At 61.4% G+C, this 23,737-nt stretch carries 22 protein-coding genes; 13 read left to right on the top strand and 9 right to left on the bottom strand.

All coding sequences use genetic code 11. From position 1 onward, the window contains the following. Nucleotides 1-95: 95 nt before the first annotated feature. Nucleotides 96-2,525 (bottom strand): two-partner secretion domain-containing protein, encoded by a 2,430-nt coding sequence (locus tag L0U84_RS37990; protein ID WP_233858341.1) that lies wholly within the window; start codon nucleotides 2,523-2,525, stop codon nucleotides 96-98. Nucleotides 2,526-2,900: 375 nt separating this feature from the next. On the opposite strand from L0U84_RS37990, the gene L0U84_RS37985 reads away from it, so the two are divergent. The 4 genes from L0U84_RS37985 to L0U84_RS37970 all read left to right on the top strand — a co-directional run bounded on the left by L0U84_RS37985 (nucleotide 2,901) and on the right by L0U84_RS37970 (nucleotide 6,910). Next, nucleotides 2,901-3,335: a hypothetical protein gene (locus L0U84_RS37985; protein WP_233858339.1), complete on the top strand. Its 435-nt coding sequence runs from the start codon at nucleotides 2,901-2,903 to the stop codon at nucleotides 3,333-3,335. Nucleotides 3,336-3,370: 35 nt separating this feature from the next. Further along, nucleotides 3,371-5,089 carry a ShlB/FhaC/HecB family hemolysin secretion/activation protein gene (locus L0U84_RS37980; RefSeq protein WP_442794133.1) on the top strand — a complete coding sequence of 573 codons (1,719 nt, stop codon included), beginning with the start codon at nucleotides 3,371-3,373 and terminating at the stop codon, nucleotides 5,087-5,089. A 151-nt stretch (nucleotides 5,090-5,240) separates the two neighbouring features. Next, nucleotides 5,241-5,576, top strand: a complete 336-nt coding sequence (locus L0U84_RS37975) for a cytochrome b (RefSeq protein WP_267940132.1) — start codon at nucleotides 5,241-5,243, stop codon at nucleotides 5,574-5,576. Beyond that, nucleotides 5,564-6,910: a PQQ-dependent sugar dehydrogenase gene (locus tag L0U84_RS37970; RefSeq protein WP_233858335.1), complete on the top strand. Its 1,347-nt coding sequence runs from the start codon at nucleotides 5,564-5,566 to the stop codon at nucleotides 6,908-6,910. The genes L0U84_RS37975 and L0U84_RS37970 overlap by 13 nt, the downstream gene beginning before the upstream one ends. Nucleotides 6,911-6,930: 20 nt before the next feature. On the opposite strand, the gene L0U84_RS37965 is transcribed toward L0U84_RS37970, so the two are convergent. The 5 genes from L0U84_RS37965 to L0U84_RS37945 all read right to left on the bottom strand — a co-directional run bounded on the left by L0U84_RS37965 (nucleotide 6,931) and on the right by L0U84_RS37945 (nucleotide 11,054). Next, nucleotides 6,931-7,737: an alpha/beta fold hydrolase gene (locus L0U84_RS37965; RefSeq protein WP_233859825.1), complete on the bottom strand. Its 807-nt coding sequence runs from the start codon at nucleotides 7,735-7,737 to the stop codon at nucleotides 6,931-6,933. Nucleotides 7,738-7,821: 84 nt separating this feature from the next. Further along, a complete protein-coding gene (locus L0U84_RS37960) occupies nucleotides 7,822-9,039 on the bottom strand; it encodes a pyridoxal phosphate-dependent aminotransferase (protein WP_442794105.1) in 1,218 nt (405 codons plus the stop codon). Continuing rightward, nucleotides 9,036-9,668 carry an RraA family protein gene (locus L0U84_RS37955; RefSeq protein ID WP_233858333.1) on the bottom strand — a complete coding sequence of 211 codons (633 nt, stop codon included), beginning with the start codon at nucleotides 9,666-9,668 and terminating at the stop codon, nucleotides 9,036-9,038. Before L0U84_RS37955 ends, L0U84_RS37960 begins: the two co-directional genes overlap by 4 nt. A gap of 15 nt (nucleotides 9,669-9,683) precedes the next feature. Then, a complete protein-coding gene (locus L0U84_RS37950) occupies nucleotides 9,684-10,364 on the bottom strand; it encodes an RraA family protein (protein ID WP_233858331.1) in 681 nt (226 codons plus the stop codon). A 30-nt stretch (nucleotides 10,365-10,394) separates the two neighbouring features. After that, nucleotides 10,395-11,054, bottom strand: coding sequence for an RraA family protein (locus L0U84_RS37945; RefSeq protein WP_233858329.1), 660 nt, complete (start codon nucleotides 11,052-11,054; stop codon nucleotides 10,395-10,397). A gap of 137 nt (nucleotides 11,055-11,191) precedes the next feature. Here L0U84_RS37945 and L0U84_RS37940 point away from each other — a divergent pair, with 137 nt between their 5' ends. After that, nucleotides 11,192-12,103 carry a LysR substrate-binding domain-containing protein gene (locus L0U84_RS37940; protein WP_233858327.1) on the top strand — a complete coding sequence of 304 codons (912 nt, stop codon included), beginning with the start codon at nucleotides 11,192-11,194 and terminating at the stop codon, nucleotides 12,101-12,103. Between the two features lie 100 nt (nucleotides 12,104-12,203). On the opposite strand, the gene L0U84_RS37935 is transcribed toward L0U84_RS37940, so the two are convergent. Further along, complete coding sequence (locus tag L0U84_RS37935; RefSeq protein ID WP_233858325.1) at nucleotides 12,204-13,217, bottom strand: AraC family transcriptional regulator; 1,014 nt, start codon at nucleotides 13,215-13,217, stop codon at nucleotides 12,204-12,206. A gap of 345 nt (nucleotides 13,218-13,562) precedes the next feature. On the opposite strand from L0U84_RS37935, the gene L0U84_RS37930 reads away from it, so the two are divergent. Genes L0U84_RS37930 through L0U84_RS37910 form a run of 6 tightly spaced genes read left to right on the top strand, consistent with a single transcriptional unit; the run spans nucleotide 13,563 to nucleotide 18,473 of the window. Then, nucleotides 13,563-14,807, top strand: coding sequence for a dienelactone hydrolase family protein (locus tag L0U84_RS37930; protein WP_233858323.1), 1,245 nt, complete (start codon nucleotides 13,563-13,565; stop codon nucleotides 14,805-14,807). A 36-nt stretch (nucleotides 14,808-14,843) separates the two neighbouring features. Then, nucleotides 14,844-15,632, top strand: coding sequence for an SDR family oxidoreductase (locus tag L0U84_RS37925; protein WP_233858321.1), 789 nt, complete (start codon nucleotides 14,844-14,846; stop codon nucleotides 15,630-15,632). 55 nt (nucleotides 15,633-15,687) lie between these two features. Further along, complete coding sequence (locus L0U84_RS37920; protein ID WP_233858319.1) at nucleotides 15,688-16,926, top strand: styrene monooxygenase/indole monooxygenase family protein; 1,239 nt, start codon at nucleotides 15,688-15,690, stop codon at nucleotides 16,924-16,926. Continuing rightward, nucleotides 16,907-17,377, top strand: a complete 471-nt coding sequence (locus L0U84_RS37915; protein WP_442794104.1) for a flavin reductase family protein — start codon at nucleotides 16,907-16,909, stop codon at nucleotides 17,375-17,377. The genes L0U84_RS37920 and L0U84_RS37915 overlap by 20 nt, the downstream gene beginning before the upstream one ends. Further along, a complete protein-coding gene (locus tag L0U84_RS44315; RefSeq protein WP_442794103.1) occupies nucleotides 17,305-17,484 on the top strand; it encodes a flavin reductase family protein in 180 nt (59 codons plus the stop codon). Before L0U84_RS37915 ends, L0U84_RS44315 begins: the two co-directional genes overlap by 73 nt. A 32-nt stretch (nucleotides 17,485-17,516) precedes the next feature. After that, complete coding sequence (locus tag L0U84_RS37910) at nucleotides 17,517-18,473, top strand: SphA family protein (protein ID WP_233858317.1); 957 nt, start codon at nucleotides 17,517-17,519, stop codon at nucleotides 18,471-18,473. A 301-nt stretch (nucleotides 18,474-18,774) separates the two neighbouring features. Here the strand turns inward: L0U84_RS37910 and L0U84_RS37905 are convergent, their stop codons facing one another. After that, on the bottom strand, nucleotides 18,775-18,945 hold the full coding sequence (locus L0U84_RS37905) for a hypothetical protein (RefSeq protein WP_233858315.1): 171 nt from the start codon (nucleotides 18,943-18,945) through the stop codon (nucleotides 18,775-18,777). A 463-nt stretch (nucleotides 18,946-19,408) separates the two neighbouring features. Between L0U84_RS37905 and L0U84_RS37900 the strand changes: the two genes are divergently transcribed. Both L0U84_RS37900 and L0U84_RS37895 read left to right on the top strand, forming a co-directional pair. Continuing rightward, nucleotides 19,409-20,716 (top strand): MFS transporter, encoded by a 1,308-nt coding sequence (locus tag L0U84_RS37900; protein WP_233858313.1) that lies wholly within the window; start codon nucleotides 19,409-19,411, stop codon nucleotides 20,714-20,716. Nucleotides 20,717-20,882: 166 nt separating this feature from the next. Then, nucleotides 20,883-22,634 (top strand): IlvD/Edd family dehydratase, encoded by a 1,752-nt coding sequence (locus tag L0U84_RS37895; protein ID WP_233858311.1) that lies wholly within the window; start codon nucleotides 20,883-20,885, stop codon nucleotides 22,632-22,634. A gap of 120 nt (nucleotides 22,635-22,754) precedes the next feature. On the opposite strand, the gene L0U84_RS37890 is transcribed toward L0U84_RS37895, so the two are convergent. Further along, the gene (locus tag L0U84_RS37890; RefSeq protein WP_233858309.1) at nucleotides 22,755-23,651 is read right to left on the bottom strand and encodes a LysR family transcriptional regulator; all 897 of its coding nucleotides are present in this window, start codon (nucleotides 23,649-23,651) and stop codon (nucleotides 22,755-22,757) included. Nucleotides 23,652-23,737: the final 86 nt, after the last annotated feature.

Raw genomic sequence — 23,737 nt, 5'->3', positions numbered from 1 at the left:
CGCTGCTCCTCTCCGAGCACAGCGGACATTTGCAAGGCGAATCGTCGGCGTGTTCGCGGCCTTTACGGACGCGTGCCTTGACGCAAGTTCGTGTGTCATTGCGCCGTTTGCCAGCGCAGCACCGGATGCGTCGCGCCGGCAGGCATCGCCCACACCCCCGTCGGGCTGAAGTCATACCCCACGAACGATGTCGGCGTGCTCATCTGAGCGGTGGTCAGCCCGTTCGCCGAGGGAATCGGCGTACCGTATTTGACGCCGATTGTGGCGCCCGTGGTGCTGGTGTTCCAGTACACATCGTTCGTAATCGTGCCTACGTTGTCCCGCGCGATGCCGAACGATCCATACAACGGCTGGATGACCGGACCGGTTGCGAATGACTGGGTGATTGTCCCTGAGTTTTCGACGACGAGGGCGGCCCCGCCGCAATGCGTATTGGTGGGGCGGCATCCCCCATACCTTGTCGTGCCCGTTGCATAAGACTGGCTGATCGTGCCACTGTTAGAGCCGACGAGGCCGCCACCGCCCGTATTGAAATAACCCCCCACTGTGACAGACCCCGTGGCGAACGACTGGCTGATCAGGCCGCTATTCACGCCCACCAGACCACCGCTCGACCCCGGCGAGAGCACATCGGCGCTGCTCGAAGAACGCAGGACCGAGCCGGCGTTGACGCCCACGAGCCCACCGGTTGCCCCACTGTCAAAAAGGCTCCGGTTGCCATATCCCGTGACCGTGCCGGCCGTGCTCACGCGCAGGACGGTACCGTTGTTCAGGCCGGCGAGTATGCCCATATCGAAGTCCGCCGTCGATACGAGCCCGCTCACGTTTGCCGCGTTCGCCGTGCCCGAAATGTCGAGGTTGCGTACGACGCCCTGGGTACCGATCACACCGAACATGCCCACTAGTGGCTGCGGTTCGGTCGCGGAGTACAACAACCCGCCCAGCGTGAGCGAGGTGATCGTATTGCCTTGTCCGTCGAACTGCCCCGTGAACGGTGTGTTGCTATTGCCGATTGGAACGAAGGGGCTGTTGCTCGTCGCGCTCGCGTCGATGTTCCTGCCGAGCGCGTAGTTACCGGCGAGATCGTTGCCAACCTTCGTCAGATCGGTCAGGGAGTTCACAAGCCTGTACGTGGTGATCTGCGTAACGAGGCCGCTGAATGCGGACGGTTTCCATGCCGGGTTGCTCAGCTGCGTACCGGCAACGTGTGTGCCGTTCATGTCATAGAAAGCGCTCAACGCACCGGTGCTCTTCGACCAGTCGAGCGTGCCGTTGTTGGTGACGCTGCCGCCGTTGTCGATGCCGGTTGCGTCGGCGCGCAAGCTGAGATTGCCCGCGCCCTGGTTCGCGATCGTCGCGCCTTTCCCGATCGACACGTTGCGGTACGCGTCGAGCGTCAGTGAAGCGGCACCGCTCCATTTCAGGTTCGATGCGACGTTGATGTCTCCCGTCGCGCCGGTCGTGGTCACATTGACGGAAGTGCCTGAATTCAGGCTGCCGCCCAGTGCGCGTGCAGCGGATTGGTCGATCGTGAAGGCGGGCGTCGAGAGATTCCATTCGCCCGCATGCACGGCTGCCGTGGCGCCGAATGCCGCTTGCGCCGCGTCGGTATCGACCGTTCCGCCGCTGCCGTTCGCGTTGGTGGCCGTGATCACGCCCGACTGCTCGACCCTACCTTTGTCGGCGACGAGCCACACATGGCCGTCGCGATTCGCCGTGCCCGTCGCCCGGATGCGCGTGCCACCGCCGGCGAGCGCGAACACGTTGCCGTCGGCAGCCTGCAGGCTGATCTGCGCGCCTGCAATGCTTCCGCTGTTGACGACCGTACCCTGGCTGCCGGTCTGAACGAACACCTGTTTGCTGCTGGCCGAGTCCTGCAACAGCACCTGTTCGCCGACGGCCAATTCAGCCGTGCCGTTCGGCGCCGTGATAGAGCCCGCGTTGATCACGACGCGTCGTGAGATCAGGAAAATGTCGCCGCCGGTCGAACTGATCTTGCCAAGGTTGATTACGCTTGCGTCCGAATTGCCCGACAGAACAAGTGCGCCGCCGTTCATGAACGCGCTGTCGCTTGCGTCCAGGGTGGATGCAACGAAGCGTCCGCCCGTCGTCAACGTTCCGGACGGCCCCACGACGACGCCCTGAGGATTGATGACATACAGGCTGCCCGTTGCGCTGAGCCTGCCGAGTATGGCGGAGGGTGAACCACCTGTCACCCGGTTCAGCGTCGCGCCATTGCCGTTATTGAACGTGACGCTGTTGTTCGCGCCGATCGAGAAGCTGTTCCAGTCAATCACACCGTGTGTCGAACCGGGTTGTGTGATCACCAGTCCGTTGCTCGTGCCCGCTATCGTACCGGTGCCGGCGACGTACCGGCCGCCCGTTGGTAGGATGCCTCCCGCGCATGCCACGTGCGTCAAGCAGAGTTCAGCGAGCGAAATGCCGATCGCGAGCCAGATGCGTCGGGCTGAATGCTGACAATGCGGTATGCGTCGCGGGGGCCGAGACAGTACTGGACGTGTCATACATCCCTCTTTCCGCTTGGGCGCGGATTAGTTGCCGAATGATCTTCCGATGTGTCATCTACCGTCGGCTGAACGGTAGAGCATCTATAAACGGATCAGAGACCTTGCTCGACTTTTATGTTCGGTATCGCACAAAAGGCTTTGCGCGATGCGTTCGCGGGCTTGACTGACTCGGACGTTCAGCCTCTCAGTGCCAACGCCAACAGATCAACTGGCCCCCAGCAGATATTATGAGCACTTCGGGTTTGGCGAGTATCCGCCGCATACAGATCTGGCTCACTGGATCGTGCCCCCGCGCAACCAGACACATCGCTGCGATAACGGCGTACTTTGCATGTCCGGGGAAACGTCACGCAGGAGTCCCGAGGCCGTGCATTGACCGCATTTACCTGGACTCACTTCGTGACGACGCAAGTTGAATTGCATCCTTTGCCCAAAAAGGCTCGACTGTACCCGGAACGAACGAACAGATCGGAGGTCACCAGTGCGGACTACGCACTTGAATCGACGATTTGCCTGGAGATGCTCGCCCGGGCAGCGCTGGCAAGCGTTTCACCCGTGTTGCTCGCCGAAGACAGAGATTGGCGGAACCTCTCCTATGCATTTGGCCACACCCCTACATCCAAGAAATTTGTGCCCGGTTCGATCGGAGTAAAGGAAGCACGTTCCCGGCTCAGCGAACCAGAGCCGAACGCGACTCAAGAGATCACCAATTTCTGCACGGATCAATTCAACAAACGCAACGCGGAGTTGCATTCTGGCGTGTTGGCATTTCATGGATCCGGGTCTTCGGCTTGGCAACCTCGATGAAACCGCGATCCGCCGACTGCACGCGTCTTCTGATAATGGCGGCGTGCATCGCTGTCATCATGCATCCCTCACCGGCGGCGGCGCAGGCATGGCGCGACCTGGCACCGCAACCCACCCCACCGGTGCCGCGACGCGCATCGTCACCGTCGTCATCAGAGACGCAGACCGAGTCCGCGCGGATCGCTGTCGAACGGCTGGCCAGGCTCATCTTCGAACCCGCCGGCGCGTCTACGGCTTCATCGCCGACGCCGGCAGCACCCATCGTCGCGCGAGGATTGCCGGTACTCGACGACGCCTTCCTGCAGAGCTTCGCGACGGACCTCGACAAGCCGCTGACTTTCGGCCGCCTCGCCGAAATACGGCGCGCGGTGGTCGCGCACTACCGGGCGGCGGGAAAACCGCTCGTCGACGTCTACGTGCCGGAACAGGACGTCAGTTCGGGCGTCGTGCATATCGCCATTGCCGAATTCAAGCTGGGTCGGGTTCATGCAAGCGGCAACAGCTACTTTTCGAACCGGCTCCTCGAACGTGAAATGCCGCTCGAGCCCGGCGCAGCGATCCCGCAAGCGGCGGTGTCGAAGGGGCTCGCAGTGCTGAACGCGAATCCTTATCGACGGGTCGATGCTGTGTTCGCGCCCGGCGATGCCGCGGACACCACCGACGTCGTGTTGCAAACCGAAGACCGTTTGCCGCTTCGGGTCAACGCGGGTTACGACAATGAAGGCGTGCCCGACCTCGGCCGCGACCGCTTTTTTGCAGGTATAGGCTACGGCAACCTGTTTGGTCTCGATCAGCAGATCGCCTATCAATTCACGGCCAGTAACGATTTCTTTAGCGGCAATCCGGATATCGAAGGCCGCCCCAACCGCGCCCGCTTCACCGCGCACGCGCTGAATTACACGGCGCCGCTGCCATGGCTCGACAGTATCGAGTTGTTCGGCGTCTACGCGCAAAGCACGCCACGCCTGCCCGACACGTATGGGCAAACGGGCATTTCCGCGCAGCTTAGCTTTCGCTACGACTTGCGTCTGCCCACCATCACGGACACGGCACAGTTGATCCAGATCGGATACGACTTCAAGCGGAGCAACAACGATCTGGAATTCGGCGGCTCGCAGGTTTTCAACTCGAATACGCACATCCATCAATTCGTGCTGGCTTACGATATCAGCAAGCCGACCGAGGTTGGCACGGCGCACGCCGCGGCGACACTCGTCGCCAGTCCGGGCGGATTCGATGGCAACAACCAGGACGCGGCATTCAACGCGGCGCGGCAGGGCGCCACGCCCCGGTACGTCTATATGCAGTTGACGGCGTCCCGTGCCACCGGGCTTGGCGCTGGCTTCACGCTGATCACGAACGGAACGTTCCAGTGGACTCCGAACACTCTATTGCCGAGCGAGGAGATGGGGCTCGGCGGGGAGTCGAGTGTGCGAGGCTACGACCCCTATGTGACGCAGGGCGATCGCGGCTGGAACATTCAGACCGAGGTACGCACGCCGGCGATCCCGCTCGGCGCGAGCAATGCGGCTGTGCAGCCCTTCGTGTTTTTCGATGCGGGCCGGGTATGGAACACGATCGACCAGCCGGCGGAAAATAACCCCGGTCTGCTCGCGGGCGTCGGCGCGGGCGTGCGCTTCCAATGGTCGCGGTTTGTGGATTTTCGCTGCACGTATGGCGCGCCTTTACGCTCGGCGACGTCAAATGGCTCGAAGGCGCCGATAGTGCTGTTGTATGTGTCGGTCGGAACGTGAACCGTCGATGGTCAACGTCTAGCCGCACCAACGGGTCATCCGTCGTCAGCCCCGATTAACCGTCGCAGACTGCGAGGTCGAGCGCCGCATTTTGGGTCGGTCGATCGACTCTTGGCGACCAAGCCTCGGCGGCCCTCAGGGACATTGCGGCATGTCAGTCGCGCGCACGCTGCACTGGCTAACCGTCCTGTTGGTCGCTATTCAATTTGTGATCGGCTGGACGATGCCGGATGTCCACAAAGACACGCAGCCCGTTAATTTGATCGCCTGGCATCCTGGCGTGGGCGCGACGCTCGTCGCCGTGATGGCAATCCGGGTGATCTGGCGATTGACGCATTGGCCCACGCCAGATGAGCTGCCGCGGCTACTCAGCGTCGTCTCGCGCATAGCGCATGTTTGCAGGCAACGTCACGGGCCGGCTTCTTGCTATTCCTCCCAAGCATCAACAATTAACGCTCTTCGCTGGGAACCCGCATGCGCCTGCTAAACCGTGTGGCTATTTCAATGGTATTGCCACTGGCCTCCTGCGCGCTCGGACCATCAAGTTCGAGCGACGCGGGCTTCGGCGCGTCGCCCGCCATACCGGCCCCGGAATCGTCGTTGGTTCCGATGGTCAACATCGCGCCCGTTCAGGCGCGACCCGACGGTTTCACGCCCACCGCTCCCGCTGGCTTTCTCGTCACCAGGTTTGCCGGTGGCCTCGCGCACCCGCGCTGGCTTTACACGCTGCCCAATGGTGACGTACTGGTAGCGGAAAGTGACGCGCCGAACGAACACGATGAAGGCAGCAGCCTATTCGGCTGGGTCAGAAAGCAGGTCATGAAGCGCGCAGGCGCCGGTGTGCCGAGCCCCGATCGCATTGTGCTGTTGCGCGATGTGGACGGTAGCGGCGTCGCGCAGACCCAGACCGTGTTTCTGCGCCGCCTGCACTCTCCGTTCGGGATGGCGCTCATCGGCAATCAACTCTATGTTGCCGATACGGACGCTCTGCTGCGTTTCGACTATGTGACGGGCACCACCCAGATTACAAGCCCTGGCGTCAAGATTGCCGACTTGCCGGCCGGGCCGATCAACCATCACTGGACCAAAAATATCCTGGCCGATCGCTCCGGCAAGCATCTGTACATCACGGTGGGATCGAACAGCAACGCAGGGGAAAATGGAGTCGACGCCGAAGAAGGTCGAGCGCGCATCCTCGTGTTCGACATCGACACCGGCCATGTGCGGCCCTATGCGACTGGATTGCGCAACGCCAACGGACTTGCCTGGCAACCGGAGAGCGGCGCGTTGTGGACGGCAGTCAATGAGCGGGACGATCTCGGCAACAATCTTGTCCCCGACTACATGACCGCCGTGAAAGATGGCGCTTTCTATGGCTTTCCCTACAGCTATTACGGCCAGCACATCGACACCCGTGTCAAACCGCAACGCCCCGATCTGGTTGCAAAGGCCATCGTGCCGGACTATGCGCTCGGCAATCATACGGCTTCGCTAGGTCTGGTCTTTTACGACCGGACGCTTTTCCCGTTTCATTATCGTGGAGGCGCATTTGTTGGCCAGCATGGATCATGGAACCGGAAACCGCGTACCGGCTACAAGGTGGTGTTCGTGCCGTTTGTCGATGGAAAACCTGCTGGCGTACCTGAGGATTTCCTCAGCGGCTTTCTGACGGCAGACGGCTATGCCGTGGGTCGACCCGTTGGCGTCGCGCTGGACGCGCATGGGGCCTTGCTGGTGGCTGACGACGTCGGTAACGCGGTATGGCGAGTAGCGCCGCTTAACGACGACAAATCGGCCGACATCGAGCCGGCAGGTAAATGACACAGCCATATAGCGGGACGTCACTCAGCACGCTGATGAAACCCGGCAATGGTCCTCCACATCAGCGGGGGATTTGAATACATCGGGAAATGCCCGCAATCCGGGATTTCAGCCAGCTCGACGCCCTGTTCGCGGATATGGCTCAGGTACGAGAGCGTTGCGTTCTGATCGCCGTACATGAACATCCGCGGGAACGGCAGGCCGAGGAACTTCGTCATCAGGTCGCCGTTGTCCGACAGGTCGACCATCGAACGGAAAATTCCGCCGACAGCTTCGGCGCGCACCTTGTGCCAAAGGCTCGCCGAATAGAGCGCGCTCGCATATGCCGGGGCAAGCCGGGCGCGCTCGATGAAGTCGCGGAAAAACTGCTGTCCGCCGTCGCGCGGATGCTCGACGATCTGGCGACTGAGAAAGCAGTCCTCTGGCGCGATATTGCCTTCAATGTCGACGAAGCTGATCACCCGCTCCGGATACCGGTGCGCAAGCATCAGCGCAGTCAGCCCCCCCATCGAATGCCCGACCAGATGAAAGCGGTCGAACCCGACCCGATCAAGTACAGCAAGCGCCGTTTCCATCAGGAACGCAATGCTGATCCTCGACAGGTCAGCACAATGCGTCTCGCCACAACCCGGCGCGTCATACGCCACAAACGGATGACCGGCGAATTCCCGAAAGCGGACGATGTCGGCATAGTCCTCCTTCGTCGATCCGAACCCATGCAGGAACAGGATCGGTGCCTTGTCACCCTCGCGATGGATGGCCGACACGTCCAGCGCAGTACCATCGATGGAAAACACGAACTGCGCGCGGTTAAATTCTGCTGGCATCTTCTTTACTCTTCGGATAAGGATCGCTTCGCGCCGGTCGCAACACATCGCGTGCTGTCGAGACCAGCCACCGCCGCGACGGGTTCAATTTGTCAGCGTCTGGCAAAAATCCTGAATGGCCACGCACGCGCGCGACAGCGACTCTTCATCCAGCGCATAAGCAATACGGATGTAAGGCCCGAGACCGAACGCACTTCCATGCACGGTCGCGACGCCCATCTCGTCGAGCAATGCGTTGACCACGGCCTCGTCCCCGTCCAGGCGCGTTCCGGCCCGGGTCGTCTTGCCGATCAAGCCTTCGCATGACGCGAACGCATAGAACGCGCCCTGCGGCACTGCGCAGTGCAGGCCCGGTGCCGCGTTGATCTGCCTGACGACCAGATCGCGCCGGCGCTGGAATGCCTCGCGCGAATGCCGGATGAAGTCCTGTGGACCCGTCAGTGCCGCAAGTGCTGCGTACTGCGAGATCGTAGACGCACCGGAAGTCTGCTGTCCCTGCAGCTTTTCCATCGCTTCTATCAGCCAGCCCGGACCGGTGCCATAGCCGATGCGCCAGCCCGTCATCGCGTAGGCCTTTGACACCCCGTTCATCGTCAGCACACGCTCACGCAGGCGGGGCTCAACCTGCGCGATCGTGAAAAATTCAAGGTCGTCGAAGATCAGATGCTCATAGATGTCGTCGGACAGCACCAGGACCTGCGGATGTGCGAGCAGCACTTCGGCCAGCGCCTGCAATTCCTCGCGGCGGTAGACGGCACCGGTCGGGTTCGACGGCGAGTTCAGGATCAGCCACCGGGTCTTCGGCGTGATGGCAGCCTGCAATGCATCGGCCGTAAGCTTGAAGTCGCTCGTGGCGCCGCACGGCACGATCACGCACTGCGCACCGCAAAGCTGCACGATCTCCGGGTAGCTCACCCAGTACGGCGCCGGCACGATGACCTCGTCGCCTTCGTTGAGCGTGGCAGCCAGTGCGTTGAAGATCACCTGCTTGCCGCCGCTGCAGACGAGCGTGTCGCGCCAGTCGACGTCGAGCCCGTTTTCGCGCTGGAATTTCGCGGCGATCGCCTCGCGCAGCGCGCGCAGCCCGGCTACCTGTGTGTATCGCGTATGACCGGCCCGGATTGCGGCGATGCCCGCTTCACGAATGTGCTCCGGCGTGTCGAAGTCGGGTTCGCCGGCGCTCAGCGAGATCACGGCTGCACCGCTCGCACGCCGCGCCGCGACACGATCCATGACCCTGTAGGTCGCCGACGGGCGTGCCGCGGCGAGGAAACGGTTCAGCCCTTCAGACATCCCGGTCATTGCTTCTCCCTCCAGCCCGTGAGTCCCATCAATTCCAGCGTGCTGCTGCCTTCGCGCAATGCGTCCATCATCTTCGCCTCGTTGTCGGCGCGTGCCTGCCCCTGCGCAAGCGTCGGTGCGACGTGCGCGGCCGGGATCACGAGCACGCCGTCATCATCCGCGACGACCAGATCCCCGGGCGCCACCGGCGTGCCCGTGAAGCTGATCGGCCGGCCCACTGAAGGCGAACTCGCCTTGATCGTGCCGCGCATGGAGATGCCGCGGGAGAACACCGGGAAACGCCGCGCCGTCAGCGCCGCGATATCGCGCACGCCGCCATCAATGACCAGGCCCGCCACGCCGGCCGCCTCGGCCGCCACAGTGAGCACCTCGCCCCAGTAGCCCGCGACGAAGTCGCCAGTGGATATCACCAGGATGCTGCCGCGCGGCACCCTCTCCATTGCGATGTGGATGGCCAGGTTGTCGCCCGGCGAGCATTCCAGCGGATAGGCTGGGCCAGCGACCGAAGCGCCCGCCCAAACTGGGCGGATGGCGCTATCGGCGGCGCTGGTAGGGATGCCTGAAGCCTCAAATAGCGTGGAGGTGCCGAGCTTGCAGGCCTGTGCGAGTTGTTCTGCGCTGTAGGTCATGGTGCTTGCTTCTTCCTATTCCTTGGTCTGGAGCTTGTGGTAACCCAGCGCGGCGCGCGCTTCGCCCAGGGTCTTGCCCTGTGCGATCTGCTCGCGGATGCGCGATTCGACTTCTTCGATCTTTCGGGCGGCTTCGGCCACCTCGCGGGCGCGACCACGCGGCACGACGACAACGCCGTTAGCATCGGCCACCACGATGTCGCGTGAAGCCACGCGCACGGTACCGATGGCGACCGTGGTGCTCACCGATTCGACCTGCACGCGATCCTTGCCGGTGCGCATGAAGCGGCCTGCGCTGAACATCGGATAGCCGTCGCCCAGCGCCTTGCTCACGTCGCGGCACACGCCGTCGATCACCGTGCCGGCAATGCCGCGTCGGCCCGCATACTGGGTCATGATGTCGCCCCAGACGGTGCAGTCGGTGCGGCCGTCGTTGTCGATCACGACCACATCACCCGGTGCCACGTCGTCGATGAAGTCGCCCACCGTCTCCGGCGGGTTGCTCGCCGGCACGTACTTGACCGTGAAAGCCGGGCCCACCACGGCCTTGCTGTAGTCGGCCAGCGGCATGATGTCCAGCGCCTGGCCGTGTAAGCCCAGCTTGTCCATGGCGTCAGAGACGCCGGGGGTATCCAGCCCTTCAAAGAGGGCCACCAGTTCCTGGTCTTCGGGATTAGCCCTCAGGGAATTTGCCATTTGAGATGCTCCAAAAGAGGATGGGGGGTGTCACTGGGCGCGAATCGCCTCGAATTCCTTGTCGTGCATCACCTCGGCGACCGAGCGGCCGGCGCGCACAGCAGCGACCATGCCGTCCTGGCGGCGGGCGATGCGTTCACCCAGATCAAGCACGTCCCCGATGCGCGCCGCAGGCACGAAGACAGTGCCGCAGCGATCGGCGATCACGTAGTCGTCTTCGTGGACGGTCACGCCCGCCATCTGCACCGGCTTGCCCGCATCGATCTGGATCACCCGGTTGCGGGCGCTGATCATGGTCACGCCGCGACCGAAAACGGGATAGCCGATCGACTCGCTGCCTTCTATGTCTCGGCTCAGTCCGTCGATGACCGAGCCACGGACCTGCTTCGCGGTGGCCGCATTGGCGAGAATGTCGCCCCAGCACGAGATGCCAACCGCCCCGCCGGCAATGACCAGCACGCGGTCGTCCGTGGTCACCGCGTCAATGACCGGTGAAATCAGATGCACAGTCGGCTTCGCGTCGGCTTTTGGTCCGAGCTGGATAGTGCTCGCCCGTCCCACGATCTTCGGGCAGTCCCATAGTCGACGCAGCCCGTAAGTCGCACCGGGCAGACCGAGAAAATCGAGAGCGTCAGAGACTGTGTTGGTGTCCAGCGCCGCGAGGCGGTCAAGAATCGAAGTCGGATTCATCGCACGAGGTTCCTTTGGAAAGTGCGACAATCCTCGCGTGGCCGGATTGATATGTAAATTCCGCATTTTATCTCGGTGATACGATTTTCGGAACACGTATGGTGGGCAATCCACGACTCTCGAAGGAGACGGTCAACATGCGCAATACGATTGACTTCAGGCTGATCCGGCAGCTATGGATGTTCCTCGCCGTCGCCGAGGAACAGCACTATGGGCGGGCGGCCAAGCGGCTGAACATGTCACAGCCGCCGCTGACAGAGCAGATCAAGGTGCTTGAACAATCGCTCAAGCTTCAGCTTTTTCATCGATCTCGCCAGGGCACGCAACTCAGTCCCGCGGGTGCGGCGATCCTGCCGGCCGTCCGGCAATTCGCTGGCCAGGTGGAACAACTCGAACGTGTAATTCGGGAAGTGGCGGCCGGTCAGACAGGCGTGCTGCACGTCGGCGCCATCACCTCCGCCATGCTGGAAACGGTGCCCTCGGTGCTGGAAGCACTCAAGCGCGCTCACCCGCACCTGACCGTATTCGTTCGCGAAATCGATAGCGTCGAGGCCATACCTGCGCTCGAAGCCGGTGAACTCGATCTGGCCTTTGTCCGTGTAGATGGCGAGGTGGGAAGCGGGATCGCCACCCTGCCGCTGGCCGAGGACCGGCTGGCCGTCGCGCTTCCAAAGGATCATCCGCTGGCCGCCCAGTCCAGAGTGCGATTGCAGTCCCTGGCAAACGAACAGCTCGTGATGTCGTCGCGCCAGGTCAGTCCGGTCTACTTCGATCTGCTGACGTCGGTCTGCCGTTCCCACGGATTAACTCCGCGTGTCACCCACGAAGTACGTTCAGTGACGTCACAGATTGCGTACGTCGGATGCGGACAGGGTGTGGCGCTGGTCCCATCCTCGATGCGCAAACTGGCACCCGAGAATGTCGTCGTCCGGCCTCTGAAAGAAAGGGTCGTGGTCGTAACGGCGGCTTTGGTGTGGAGTACAAAGCGCCACCATCCGATGGTCGACGAAGTCGTGGCGCGATTGACTAAAGGGGCAATGAAACGGTGAGCACTTTGCATGCGTCGACCAGCTGCTTACGGCGACCCAGCAGGAAGAATTGCGCAGTTTCTCCACGCGTGCCACTAGTCGCAGACGCTCAGTCTTTGGTTCAGCCGGAACGGCTTCGTAGCGAAACAGAGGGCGATTCGCCAAACGCCCGCTTATATTCCATTGCGAACCGTCCCAAGTGGGCGAACCCCCATTTGAGTGCGACGTCGGTAACGGAAACCGGTTCGACAGTCGCTCCTCGCAATTCATCGCGCACACGTTCGAGACGCAGTTGTCGCACCCAGGCCATCGGGCTCACGCCGTGGCAATTGCGGAAACCAGAAAACAGGGCGCTTGCACTCACCCCGGAATACTCGGCAAGCCGTTCGATCGTCAGGGGTTCATGCAGATGCGTAAGGATGTATTCCTCGACCCGCTTCACATAGAAAGGCGCAAGCGGTGCGCGCGAGGAGCGTACGCCATCGCGCGCGGTGTTGGCCTGCCCGTAGACGAGCGCGTTGAGGACGGTGGATACGAACTGCTCGTAGGCCAGCGGATGACGCAGCGGGTGCGCAGGATCGCTCAACGCACTCCCCAGCAAGGGTAGCAACGGCAGAAGGCACCTGCTCGACGGCGACGTCAGGTCGAATGCCGGCTCGAACTCCACCACCCTACGCTCTTCGGTACCGAAATGACGCGCGCAGTGGTGTTCGATCGCTTCGCGCTCGATGCGCAGTACGACTTGGGGACAATCCATCCAGCGCATCCGCAAAGGCAGCGTCGGCGATACGAGCGAAGCAACGTTCGGCGTCGAATCGAAACGATGGTCGCCGCATTCCACTTCAGCGCCACCGCTCAAGGGGATCTGCAACAGGAAGAAGTTGTCGAGACGTTCGGGGTCGATCCTCACATCGCCGCCATAGTGCAGCAGATTGAGCGACAGACTCCCGTGCCTCGCGTGATACATGCGGCTCTGCAAGGATTGCGAAGCACTCAGCAGGGCGAGCTTGTGCGGCTTGAACACGGAGCCGACGCACGCGCGCACCTCGTCAAGGTCGCCCGATTCGAGCAACAAGGTACCGCTATTGAAGCAGGCCGCGCCGACCAGCGCATTCGCAGCGGGAAGAGGCTCCATAGCAGTTCTCCAATTACGTCACCATCTGCACCTGAGCCGTGCGCGATTTTCCCCACTTCAGGAGCCGTCTGCGGGAAGCGGATAGCCGAGTGCGGATTCGGACAGTTTCCTTTCGGTGCGAAAGAAAGCCGCAAGAAACAGGCCATCTTCAGATAGCTGCGTACTGTAGGGCCGGCACACGCCGGCAACCATCCTCATTTACCCGCGCCCCGTCTTGCAGGGGTTTTCCCTCGTTCCGCATGTTTCTGGATTCCCCGGATAGCCGTTGCATGAAACGGATAGAGCCAGTCGTTTTGTCGCGGAACACTGGGGGCACTCGAGCTGCAACCCTATCGGAGAGCCCCAATGAAAGGACGATACATCGACATTCCCGCACCGGACGGCTGCACGTTCCGGGCGTACCTGACGACCCCTGCTAGTGGCAAAGGTCCCGGAATTGTGCTGTGCCAGGAGATCTTCGGTGTCAACGCGACCATGCGCGACGTCGCCGACTACTACGCCGAAGAAGGCTATACGGTGCTGGTGCCCGACCTCTTCTGGCGCGTCGAACCGGGCATCGAGCTCGGTTATACGGAAGCCGGTTTTGCCCGTGCATTCGACCTCTATCAGCAATATGACGAGAACACGGGCGTCGAAGATATCCGCGCAACGCTCGACGTACTCCGGACATTGCCTGAATGCCAGGGCGAGATCGGTGTGCTCGGTTTCTGCCTGGGCGGCAAACTGGCCTGGCTCGCGGCCTGCCGTCTGCCAGTGGCGTGCGCCGTCAGCTACTACGGCGTGGGCATCGAGCAGGCGCTGGATGAAGCGGCCAATATCAAGGGGCGCCTCGTCCTGAACATCGCAGCACTCGATCGCTTCTGCCCACCCGAAGCGCAGCAGCAGATCGCGGCGGCGCTAGGCCATATGGAGAACGTCGAGGTGTATGTCTATCCGGGCGTCGATCACGCGTTCGCCCGCAAGGGCGGCGACCACTTCGACAAGGCATCCGCGATGATGGCGCACGAGCGCGCGGTGGCCGCGTTTCGCAAGACGATGGGTCCGCACTACGATTTGTCGGCACTGTGGGAAGAGCACCTCGCCCACGAGTTCGCGACACGCGACGTCGATGCCACGATGGCAACGATGGTGGCCGAGCCCTACGTCAACCATATTCCGACGCTGACCGGCGGTGTGGGCTACAAGCAATTGAAGCGTTTCTACCGCCACCACTTCGTGCATGCCAATCCGCCTGATACCGCCATCACGCCGATCTCACGCACTGTCGGCGCAACGCAGATCGTCGACGAAATGCTGTTCTGCTTCACGCACACCACCGAGATCGACTGGATGCTGCCCGGCATTGCGCCCACGGGCAAACGCGTGGAGATCCCGTTGCTGGCCGTGGTGAAGTTCCGCGGCAATAAGCTCTACCACGAGCACATCTACTGGGACCAGGCCAGCGTGCTGGTGCAGATCGGCCTCCTCGACCCGAGTGGGCTACCAACCACAGGCGCCGATACCGCCCACAAACTGCTCGACGAGACCCTCCCGTCGAACACGTTGATGCCGCGCTGGCAGGACAGCGACCGCGCCGACGATGCCCATTGACCGCATGAACCTCTGAAGAACATGGAGCAAGCCATCATGACCTCACTCGCAGGCAAGACCGCCATCGTGACGGGCGGAGCCACGCTGATTGGCGCGGCCGTCGCCCGGGATCTCGCAGCCGCTGGCGCCAGCGTCGCCGTGCTCGATATCGACGTTCAGAACGGCAGACGCATAGCCGACACACTCGGCGCCAACGGCCTCTTCATCGAAACGGACATCACCAGCGACAGTGCCCTGGAGCAGGCGGTTGCGAAAACCGCGCAGCAGCTCGGCGGCATCGACATCCTCGTCAATCTGGCCTGCAGCTATGTCGACAACGGCATTCAGGCAGGTCGCAATGACTGGCTTGCCGCGATGAACGTGAACGTGATCTCGGCGGTCATGCTGGTCAAAACCGTGCACCCGTATATGGTCAAGCGCGGCGGCGGCTCGATCGTCAACTTCAGCTCGATCTCGGCTGAGTGCGCGCAAACGGGACGATGGCTCTACCCGACCTCGAAAGCCGCGCTCAAGGCGCTCACGCGCAACATGGCCATGGACCTGGCCCAGGACAGGATCCGCGTGAATTCGGTTTCGCCCGGCTGGACCTGGTCGCGCGTGATGGATGAACTCACGCATGGCGATCGCACAAAGACTGACCGCGTGGCGGCGCCATTTCATCTGCTTGGACGTGTCGGCAACCCGGAGGAAGTCGCGCATGTCGTCACCTTCCTCTGTACCGATGCAGCGAGCTTCGTGACGGGCGCCGACTACGCCGTCGATGGCGGCTATTCGGCGATGGGTCCCGAACAGGCGGCGCCGGCCATTCCGAAGCTGGCTGAGTAAGGCCGGGCGATCCGCAAACACACTCCCTTCATCTATCGACTTCGAGGTATTCGCCATGAGAAAGATCGCCATCATCGGCGCCGGCCAGTCCGGCCTGCAACTGTCGCTTGCCCTGCTCGAGCGTGACTATCAAGTCACGCTCCTGACCAATCGCGATGCCGAGCAGATCCGCACCGGCAAGGTCATGTCGAGCCAGTGCATGTTCAATACGTCGCTGCAGATCGAGCGTGACCTCGGCCTGAACTGGTGGGACGACTCGTGCCCGCCCGTGGAAGGTATCGGCCTTGCGGTGCCGCATCCGGACGTGCCGGGCCGCAAGCTGATCGACTGGTCCGCGCGTCTGACGCACCCTGCGAAGTCAGTGGACCAGCGCGTCAAGATGTCGGCCTGGCTCGAAGCCGTCGGCCAGCGTGGCGCCGACGTGCGGATTTGCGACGTTGGCGTGCCCGAAATGGAAGCGCTCGCGAAAAGCCATGACCTCGTGCTGCTCGCGGCCGGCAAGGGCGAGATCGTCAACCTGTTGGGCCGCAACGCCGAACGCAGCCCGTTCGACAAGCCGCAGCGCGCGCTGGCATTGACCTACGTGCGAGGCATGGCACGGTCGACGTCCTTTTCACGCGTGCGATTCAACATGATTCCCGGGGTGGGCGAGTACTTTGTGTTCCCCGCTCTGACCACGACCGGTCCCTGTGAAATCATGGTGTTCGAAGGCGTTCCCGGCGGTCCGCTTGATTGCTGGGCGGGCGTTAAGACACCGGAGCAGCATCTCGAAACCAGCCTCGCTCTTCTCCGTCAATATCTGCCGTGGGAAGCCGAACGCTGCGCCAACGTAGAACTGACCGACCCCAACGGCACGCTGACCGGTCGATTTGCGCCCACTGTGCGCAATCCTTTTTTCAGATTGCCATCTGGCCAGAACGTATTTGGCATGGCCGATGCGATCGTCGTGAACGACCCGATCACGGGCCAGGGCTCGAACAATGCCGCCAAGTGCACGAAGGTCTATCTTGACGCCATCCTTGAGCACGGCAGCGCCGCCTTCAGCGAGGACTGGATGCAGCAGACCTTCGACCGTTACTGGTCGTATGCGCAAGCGGTCGTCAAATGGACGAACTCGCTGCTCACGCCACCGCCGCCCCACATTCTCGAGTTGCTCGGTGCAGCCGGTCAGTTTTCTTCGCTGGCCTCGACGATTGCCAACGGCTTCGACGACCCGCGCACGTTCTCGCCATGGTGGTTCGATCCGGCTGCCTGCTCGGCTCTGATCGCCGAACATGCCAAGCGCGCGGCGTAATCGACACAACAGGAGAAAGCTCATGTCAAGCACACACGAACCCACCGCCGCTAAACCCGATCACCTTCTCAATGCGATGCGGCAACTGCGCAACGCCTTCGGGCAGTATCCGACCGGGGTCACCGTCGTCACGGCTGCCGCGCAGGACGGACGCAAGATCGGTCTGACCGCGAACTCTTTTGCGTCACTGTCGCTCGATCCGCCTCTCGTGCTCTGGAGCATCGGCAAGTCTTCGCCCAGCTGCCCGGACTTCGTGAATGCCGGGCACTTCGCGATCACGTGCTCGCCGAAGACCAGATCGAACTGTCCCGCCAATTTTCGAAGTCGTCGCCCGACAAATACGCTGGCGTGGCATGCCGCGAAAGCATCGGCGGCACCATGGTGCTGGAAGGCTGCAGCGCACACTTCGTCTGTCGTAACCTGGCGCAGCACGAAGGCGGCGACCACCTGATCTTTATCGGGCAGATCGAGCACTACGAAGCGGACGGCCACGCGCCGCTGGTCTTCCATTCGGGGCAGTACGCCGCGGTTGCAGATAACGCTCCTGTTTCTGATTAATTTATTTAGCACTCTTTAGAATGGGAATTTACATGAAGCACCGTCGCTCCCACAAGCTGCTCTTCTGCCTCGCTGCAACTGTCCTCGCTTTCAACACGCCGGCAATTGCCAGCGACCTGCCCAACATCAACCTTGGTTTCACGAGCTTTCTCGATGGCGCGCCGCCAGCGGGGTCCGGCTGGTATGCAACGCAGTATCTCGAGTACTACACGGCAGACCGCATCAACGACAATGCCGGCAACAAGGTCGCTCTGCCGAAGCAGAACATCGATATCTTTGCGGGCCTGACGCAACTCGTTTACCAGTCGCCGCTCAAGATTGCCGGCGCGCATCCTGGCATTGACGTGATCCTGCCGTGGGTGGCATCGGCCCATACCGACGACGGCATGGGGGACGTGGCGCTGAACGCGCGCACCGGCTTTGGCGATTTGCTTATCGGGCCGTTCATCCAGTTCGACCCGGTCATGGGCCCCGACGGACCTCGTTTCGCGCAACGTTTCGAATTCCAGATCATTGCACCAACGGGTGCCTACGACCCGAGCAAGGCGATCAGCCCGGGCAGCGGCTTCTGGTCAGTCGATCCGTACTGGGCGGCGACTGCCTGGCTCACGCCCAGGTGGACGGTTTCCTGGCGCCTGCACTACCTGTGGAACGCCACGAACAATCGGCCCTATCAGGGCCTGGGAGCGGACACGACGTCATCTCAGGCCGGGCAGGCGCTGCACGCCAACCTCGCCACGGAATACGAGGTAAATCCGGGTTTGCGCATCGGCCTCAACGGTTACTGGTTGCGCCAGATCACCGACATGAAGGTCAATGGGCAGGATGTGGCTGGACAGCGTGAAGCTGTATGGGCGATCGGTCCGGGTGCGATGTATAGCTTCTCCCAGCATGACCACCTGATGTTCAATGCGTATTTCGAGGCGGATGCACGCAACCGGCCCGAGGGAACGCGCCTGGTGCTGCGCTACGTGCATCACTTGCAGTGACGCGCTTATCAAGATTTCGCGAGGGGCTGCGCTCGGCGAGACTCCGAAATCGCGGCCATCAACAGGGCGCGCTCATCCATAGCGCCGGGCTTCGCGGGACCACGCCCAAATCCGGCGACGACCGTCGTGCAGCGTACATGGCGTTCTGCGCTCGTCCTGGACGTCGCGTAACGTGACCGTTGTTGGGACGCCAGCCGCGATCTCGTGAGCAGCCGCGGGAACATGCGCCAAGCGACTGGTAGAGCATGGCCCACCGCATGCTCCCTGGCTGTTAGGGAATGCCTGCCCACACGACTATTCTTCAAATCGCGTCGGCAGGCCGATGCTCATCCGTATCCACACAGCACACCAGCACTTCCGCCGGCTTCTTGCCGGTGCTCAGAGAGCGCGGCGAAATCGCGCTTGTCTCCGCCTCAGCCGTCTTCGTCCCGACCGCCGCCACTGCAGCCCCCACCGTCAGTGCCACAGGCATGGCTCCCATCACCTCGGACCGCGGCACCGCCTTCGGCCCCGCCGCTTGCGCATGTGTCGCCGTCGCGGCGGATGGACTTACGGGCATCGCCTGCATCGTGAACGTATCGCGACCCTTCCGGGCACCCGGAAATGCAAACACTCGCGCGGCCTATCCTGCTTTCGATACGACAACTCCCGGCCGCGTGGCGAATACCGTCCCGCCAATCGGCACCAACCGTAAAACGGCAAACCGAAAAATTTTTTCGTTCTGAACGATATGCCATCACCTTCTATGCCCGAAGGCGCTGCTGCATATTTCAACCATGGATAGTCAGAGGCAGAGTCCCCATGCCTGACTGCGATCCGGTTCGAGCGGTTCAGCGAATTCTGAAGGTCAACAGTACAGGCAAAGCGCCTCCAGTCATGAGGGGCGGCATGCCGTCGTCGAACGCTCAATCACGACGACTAATCAGGAGACAAAGATGTCCTCACATCCCGCAATGTCTGTGGATGCCAATCGCGCGTCCGCGGATGCTACGTTTCGAAAGGCGGCCTGGCGCTTCATGCCACTTCTATTCGCCTGTTACGTGGTGGCTTACCTCGACCGCGTGAACGTGGGGTTTGCAAAGCTCCAGATGCTGAACGATCTCAACTTCAGCGAGGCAGTCTACGGTCTAGGAGCAGGCCTGTTCTTCGTCGGCTACTTTTTCTTCGAAATTCCGAGCAACTTGTTGCTTCACCGGGTCGGTGCGCGCCGCTGGATCGCGCGCATTATGGTGACCTGGGCTGTTCTCTCGCTCGCAACGGCGTGGGTCACAACCCCAACCATGTTTTACGTTGTCCGTTTCCTGCTTGGCGTCGCCGAAGCCGGGTTTTATCCGGGCATGATTTTGTACCTGACTTACTGGTTTCCGTCTCATCGGCGCGGAAAGATGATGGCCGTTCTCACTGCGGGCAATCCTGTGTCAGGCATGCTCGGCGGCCCCCTCTCGGGCCTCATCATGCACTCTTTCGCTGGAGTCGCAGGTCATGCCGGATGGCAGTGGCTCTTCATTATTGAGGCCGTGCCGGCAATCGCGCTTGGCATCATTGTCTTCTTCTTCCTGGACGACCGCGTGAAAGATGCGAACTGGCTCAGCGACGAAGAAAAGGCGCAAATCATGCAGGAAATCAATGGCGACGCGGCTAGGCGCACTCATGGCTCGGTCAAGGACGCATTCTCCTCCGGCTGGGTTTGGCTTCTGTGTCTTATCCTATTCGGCATCATCATGGGGTCGTACGCAATCGGCTTCTGGCAGCCGACCATCATCAAGGCTTCCGGCGTCAACGACCCGCTGACGGTCGGATTGCTCACCGTGATTCCGTACACCTGCGCTCTCGTCTCCATGATTCTGGTTGGTCGTAGTGCCGACCGTAAGCGCGAGCGTCGCTGGCACGTTAGCGCCCCTGCGCTGGTAGCTGCGCTTGGATTCTGTATCTGCGCGTTTAGCGGCAACCAACTTGTGCCCGCAATGATTGGCTTGTCACTCGCCGCGGCGGGCATCATTTCCGCACTGCCGATGTTTTGGGCGTTGCCCACCTCGTTCCTCGGGGGCACCGCTGCGGCAGCGGGCATCGCACTCATCAATTCGACCGGCAATCTCGCCGGATTTGTAAGTCCTTCGGTGATGGGATGGCTCAAAACCGAGACGCATTCTTTAACCTCAGGCTTGTACCTTGTTGCAGGAAGTCTGGCGCTCTCGGCGGTACTGATTTTGGTGTTCCTCCCAGCACGGGTGGTGAACCGGTGATGGATGCAGGTTGGCTGCAAACCGCCGTAGTTGCGCATTGATCGTTGGTGCACCACTTAATCGATTCGTTAGAACGCGCTCAATGCGTCCAGGTGCGCCCACTTCCTCACAGGTCACAACCAAAAGAGTGGGCGACAGCGAGCAAGTGCAAATTTTGGAGAAAGTCATGGCTGACAAGATAGATCCCCCGCAAACCCCCACTGAAGCGACTGGCATGAGGCGCGGACTTACCTCGTACGGTGACCAAGGGTTCTCGCTGTTCCTTCGAAAGGCGTTCATCAAAGGTGCTGGTTACACGGACCAGGCCCTTGACCGCCCGGTCATCGGAATTGTGAATACCGGCAGCGGCTTCAATGCATGCCACGGAAACATGCCGCAACTTGTTGAGGCAGTGAAGCGTGGTGTCATGCTGGCAGGTGGCTTGCCGGTCGACTTCCCGACCATCTCTATTCATGAGAGCTTCTCCTCGCCGACATCGATGTATCTGCGCAATCTGATGTCGATGGACACGGAGGAAATGATTCGTGCGCAACCGATGGATGCGGTCGTACTCATTGGCGGGTGCGACAAGACTGTGCCGGCGCAATTGATGGGCGCCGCCTCTGCCGGCATGCCTGCTATCCAACTCGTCACTGGCGCGATGCTCACAGGTTCTCATCGAAGCGAGCGCGTTGGCGCATGCACGGACTGTCGGCGCTACTGGGGCAAGTTTCGTGCGACCGAAATCGACCAGGAAGAAATCAACGACGTCAACAACCAGCTCGTGGCGAGCGTGGGAACGTGTTCAGTCATGGGTACAGCGAGCACGATGGCGTGTATCGCCGAAGCCCTCGGCATGACTGTTCCCGGCGCAGCGACCCCGCCTGCGGTGACGGCTGACCGTATCCGAGTCGCGGAGCAAACCGGTACGACCGCCGTCAAGCTAGCCAGCGAACGACTGACCATTGACAAAATCCTCACGCCAAAGGCTTTCGAGAACGCGATGCGCGTGCTTCTGGCTATTGGTGGGTCCACCAACGCTATTGTGCATCTGAGCGCAATCGCCGGGCGCCTGGGTCATAAGATCGACCTCGAGACGCTCGATCGGATGGGTAAGGAAACGCCCGTTTTGCTCGACCTCAAGCCGACGGGTCAGCACTATATGGAGGACTTCCATAAAGCGGGCGGAGTCGCCACTCTGCTTCGTGAATTGAAGCCCTTGCTGCATCTCGATGCAATGACCGTAAGCGGCCACACGCTCGGCGAGCAGATTGAGGCAAGCGGCCCCGGGTTCAGGCAAGACGTGGTGCGTTCGTTCTCGCAGCCTATCTATCCACAGGGTGGATTGGCGGTTCTCCGCGGCAATCTCGCTCCCGGCGGCGCAATCATCAAGCAATCTGCGGCTGACCCGAAGTTGATGGAGCACGAAGGCCGTGCAGTTGTGTTCGAGAACGTCGAAGACCTCATCAATCGCGTCGACGACGAATCATTGGACGTGAACGCTGACGATGTCCTGGTTCTCAAGAACATCGGGCCGGTGGGTGCGCCGGGAATGCCAGAGGCCGGGTACATTCCGATTCCCCGTAAGCTCGCGCGGGCTGGCGTGAAAGACATGGTCCGCATCTCCGACGGCCGCATGAGCGGAACTGCGTTTGGTACGATTGTCTTGCACGTTACGCCCGAGGCGGCCGCCGGGGGGACGTTGGCATACGTTCGAAACGGTGACCGAATTCGTCTCAGCGTTCGGAATCGCGAGGTGTCGCTTCTTGTCTCCGACGATGAACTGAAGCAGCGTGCAGAGGATACGCCGATCAAGCGACCGACAGCCGACCGTGGTTACCGCAAGCTCTTCTTGCAGACAGTGACGCAGGCGGACGAAGGGGTGGACTTCGATTTCTTGCGAGCAGCCAGTCTTCAGAAAGACAACCCGTCTGCGTAAGCATGCAGGTCCGAGGCAACGAGAAGTGTCTCGGACCGCACGATGTCATCGTGTCAGGCACGCCAGCAAAGGAGCGTGGAGTCTTACACAGTTCCGAGACTCCTCACGGTTACGCCGGCTTCACGCCAGCATGTCGTCGTGAGGTCGGTTAAACGTGGTCGCTGCGGCCTGTGAGAACAGCTTCACTAACGCAAACCGAGGCGAGTGCCGCGCGATAGCAAGTCCGATACGACGTACTGGTGCGCGTTCGGGAAGCGAAATACGAGCGATAGCGAGCCCGCTTGTCCACAATGAAGGCCAGTCGGGCACCAACGATACGCCGAGTCCCTTGTCAACGAGCGTCGCGATTGCGAGCAATCCGTCAATTTCGAGTCGCTGCCTGGGATGCAAATCATGGTCTCGTAAATAGCGGTCTGCCAATTGACCGCCGAGCACAGAACGAGCGTATCGAACAAAGGGCTCGGACGTAAGTAGTTCATGTGCATCTCGTCCAGCCATCGATTCGTGCGCCACCACGATGAGTGGCTCTTCAGTCAGCGGGTGCCATTCGCATGTTTTAGGCATGGCGAATTGAGGCTCGACAACGATGGCGACGTCGAGCTCGCCGGAACAGACCTTCTTGCAGAGATCGACCGAACTTCCTGTATCGACAAAAATCTTGAGGTCGGGGTACGAGGCATAGACGCCCTGCAAGACGGACGGCAGTATGCTGACCATGGCCGACTGGAACACGCCGACCCTCAGTTCGCCGATTTGCATCTGGCCATCTTGCGCTACGGCCTGCATATCCCGCACGGCACGAAGAAGTGCATGCGCGCTGTCCAACACCTTCACGCCTTCTGCAGTGGGTCCAACGTTGCGTCCTGAGCGTTGAATCAGCGTGGTTCCAAGGCTTTCTTCGAGCGAGCGAATCCGCGCGGCAACTGCTGTCGCCGTCAGCCCAAGGCGTCGCGCTGCTTCGGCGATGGAGCCACTCTCCACCACGGCGACGAAACTCTGCACATAACGAATGTCCATAACCGATTCTATGACACAGGAGCACTTCTTTGGTAGCCGCCGTCGCTGGCGCTCCTCGAGATAGGGCGAAGCAGCGTTCGGACCGC

This window comes from Paraburkholderia sp. HD33-4, from assembly GCF_021390635.1.
Classification (GTDB): Bacteria; Pseudomonadota; Gammaproteobacteria; order Burkholderiales; family Burkholderiaceae; genus Paraburkholderia.
This window is presented reverse-complemented; position numbering and strand designations above follow the sequence as displayed.

What these genes read in the sequence shown, in the direction of transcription:
- L0U84_RS37990 (WP_233858341.1), bottom strand. Translation starts at nt 2,525, where the DNA reads ATGACACGTCCAGTACTGTCTCGGCCCCCGCGACGCATACCGCATTGT.
- L0U84_RS37980 (WP_442794133.1), top strand. Translation starts at nt 3,371, where the DNA reads ATGGCGGCGTGCATCGCTGTCATCATGCATCCCTCACCGGCGGCGGCG.
- L0U84_RS37975 (WP_267940132.1), top strand. Translation starts at nt 5,241, where the DNA reads ATGTCAGTCGCGCGCACGCTGCACTGGCTAACCGTCCTGTTGGTCGCT.
- L0U84_RS37970 (WP_233858335.1), top strand. Translation starts at nt 5,564, where the DNA reads ATGCGCCTGCTAAACCGTGTGGCTATTTCAATGGTATTGCCACTGGCC.
- L0U84_RS37965 (WP_233859825.1), bottom strand. Translation starts at nt 7,737, where the DNA reads ATGCCAGCAGAATTTAACCGCGCGCAGTTCGTGTTTTCCATCGATGGT.
- L0U84_RS37960 (WP_442794105.1), bottom strand. Translation starts at nt 9,039, where the DNA reads ATGACCGGGATGTCTGAAGGGCTGAACCGTTTCCTCGCCGCGGCACGC.
- L0U84_RS37955 (WP_233858333.1), bottom strand. Translation starts at nt 9,668, where the DNA reads ATGACCTACAGCGCAGAACAACTCGCACAGGCCTGCAAGCTCGGCACC.
- L0U84_RS37950 (WP_233858331.1), bottom strand. Translation starts at nt 10,364, where the DNA reads ATGGCAAATTCCCTGAGGGCTAATCCCGAAGACCAGGAACTGGTGGCC.
- L0U84_RS37945 (WP_233858329.1), bottom strand. Translation starts at nt 11,054, where the DNA reads ATGAATCCGACTTCGATTCTTGACCGCCTCGCGGCGCTGGACACCAAC.
- L0U84_RS37940 (WP_233858327.1), top strand. Translation starts at nt 11,192, where the DNA reads ATGCGCAATACGATTGACTTCAGGCTGATCCGGCAGCTATGGATGTTC.
- L0U84_RS37935 (WP_233858325.1), bottom strand. Translation starts at nt 13,217, where the DNA reads ATGGAGCCTCTTCCCGCTGCGAATGCGCTGGTCGGCGCGGCCTGCTTC.
- L0U84_RS37930 (WP_233858323.1), top strand. Translation starts at nt 13,563, where the DNA reads ATGAAAGGACGATACATCGACATTCCCGCACCGGACGGCTGCACGTTC.
- L0U84_RS37925 (WP_233858321.1), top strand. Translation starts at nt 14,844, where the DNA reads ATGACCTCACTCGCAGGCAAGACCGCCATCGTGACGGGCGGAGCCACG.
- L0U84_RS37920 (WP_233858319.1), top strand. Translation starts at nt 15,688, where the DNA reads ATGAGAAAGATCGCCATCATCGGCGCCGGCCAGTCCGGCCTGCAACTG.
- L0U84_RS37915 (WP_442794104.1), top strand. Translation starts at nt 16,907, where the DNA reads ATGCCAAGCGCGCGGCGTAATCGACACAACAGGAGAAAGCTCATGTCA.
- L0U84_RS44315 (WP_442794103.1), top strand. Translation starts at nt 17,305, where the DNA reads ATGGTGCTGGAAGGCTGCAGCGCACACTTCGTCTGTCGTAACCTGGCG.
- L0U84_RS37910 (WP_233858317.1), top strand. Translation starts at nt 17,517, where the DNA reads ATGAAGCACCGTCGCTCCCACAAGCTGCTCTTCTGCCTCGCTGCAACT.
- L0U84_RS37905 (WP_233858315.1), bottom strand. Translation starts at nt 18,945, where the DNA reads ATGCCTGTGGCACTGACGGTGGGGGCTGCAGTGGCGGCGGTCGGGACG.
- L0U84_RS37900 (WP_233858313.1), top strand. Translation starts at nt 19,409, where the DNA reads ATGTCCTCACATCCCGCAATGTCTGTGGATGCCAATCGCGCGTCCGCG.
- L0U84_RS37895 (WP_233858311.1), top strand. Translation starts at nt 20,883, where the DNA reads ATGGCTGACAAGATAGATCCCCCGCAAACCCCCACTGAAGCGACTGGC.
- L0U84_RS37890 (WP_233858309.1), bottom strand. Translation starts at nt 23,651, where the DNA reads ATGGACATTCGTTATGTGCAGAGTTTCGTCGCCGTGGTGGAGAGTGGC.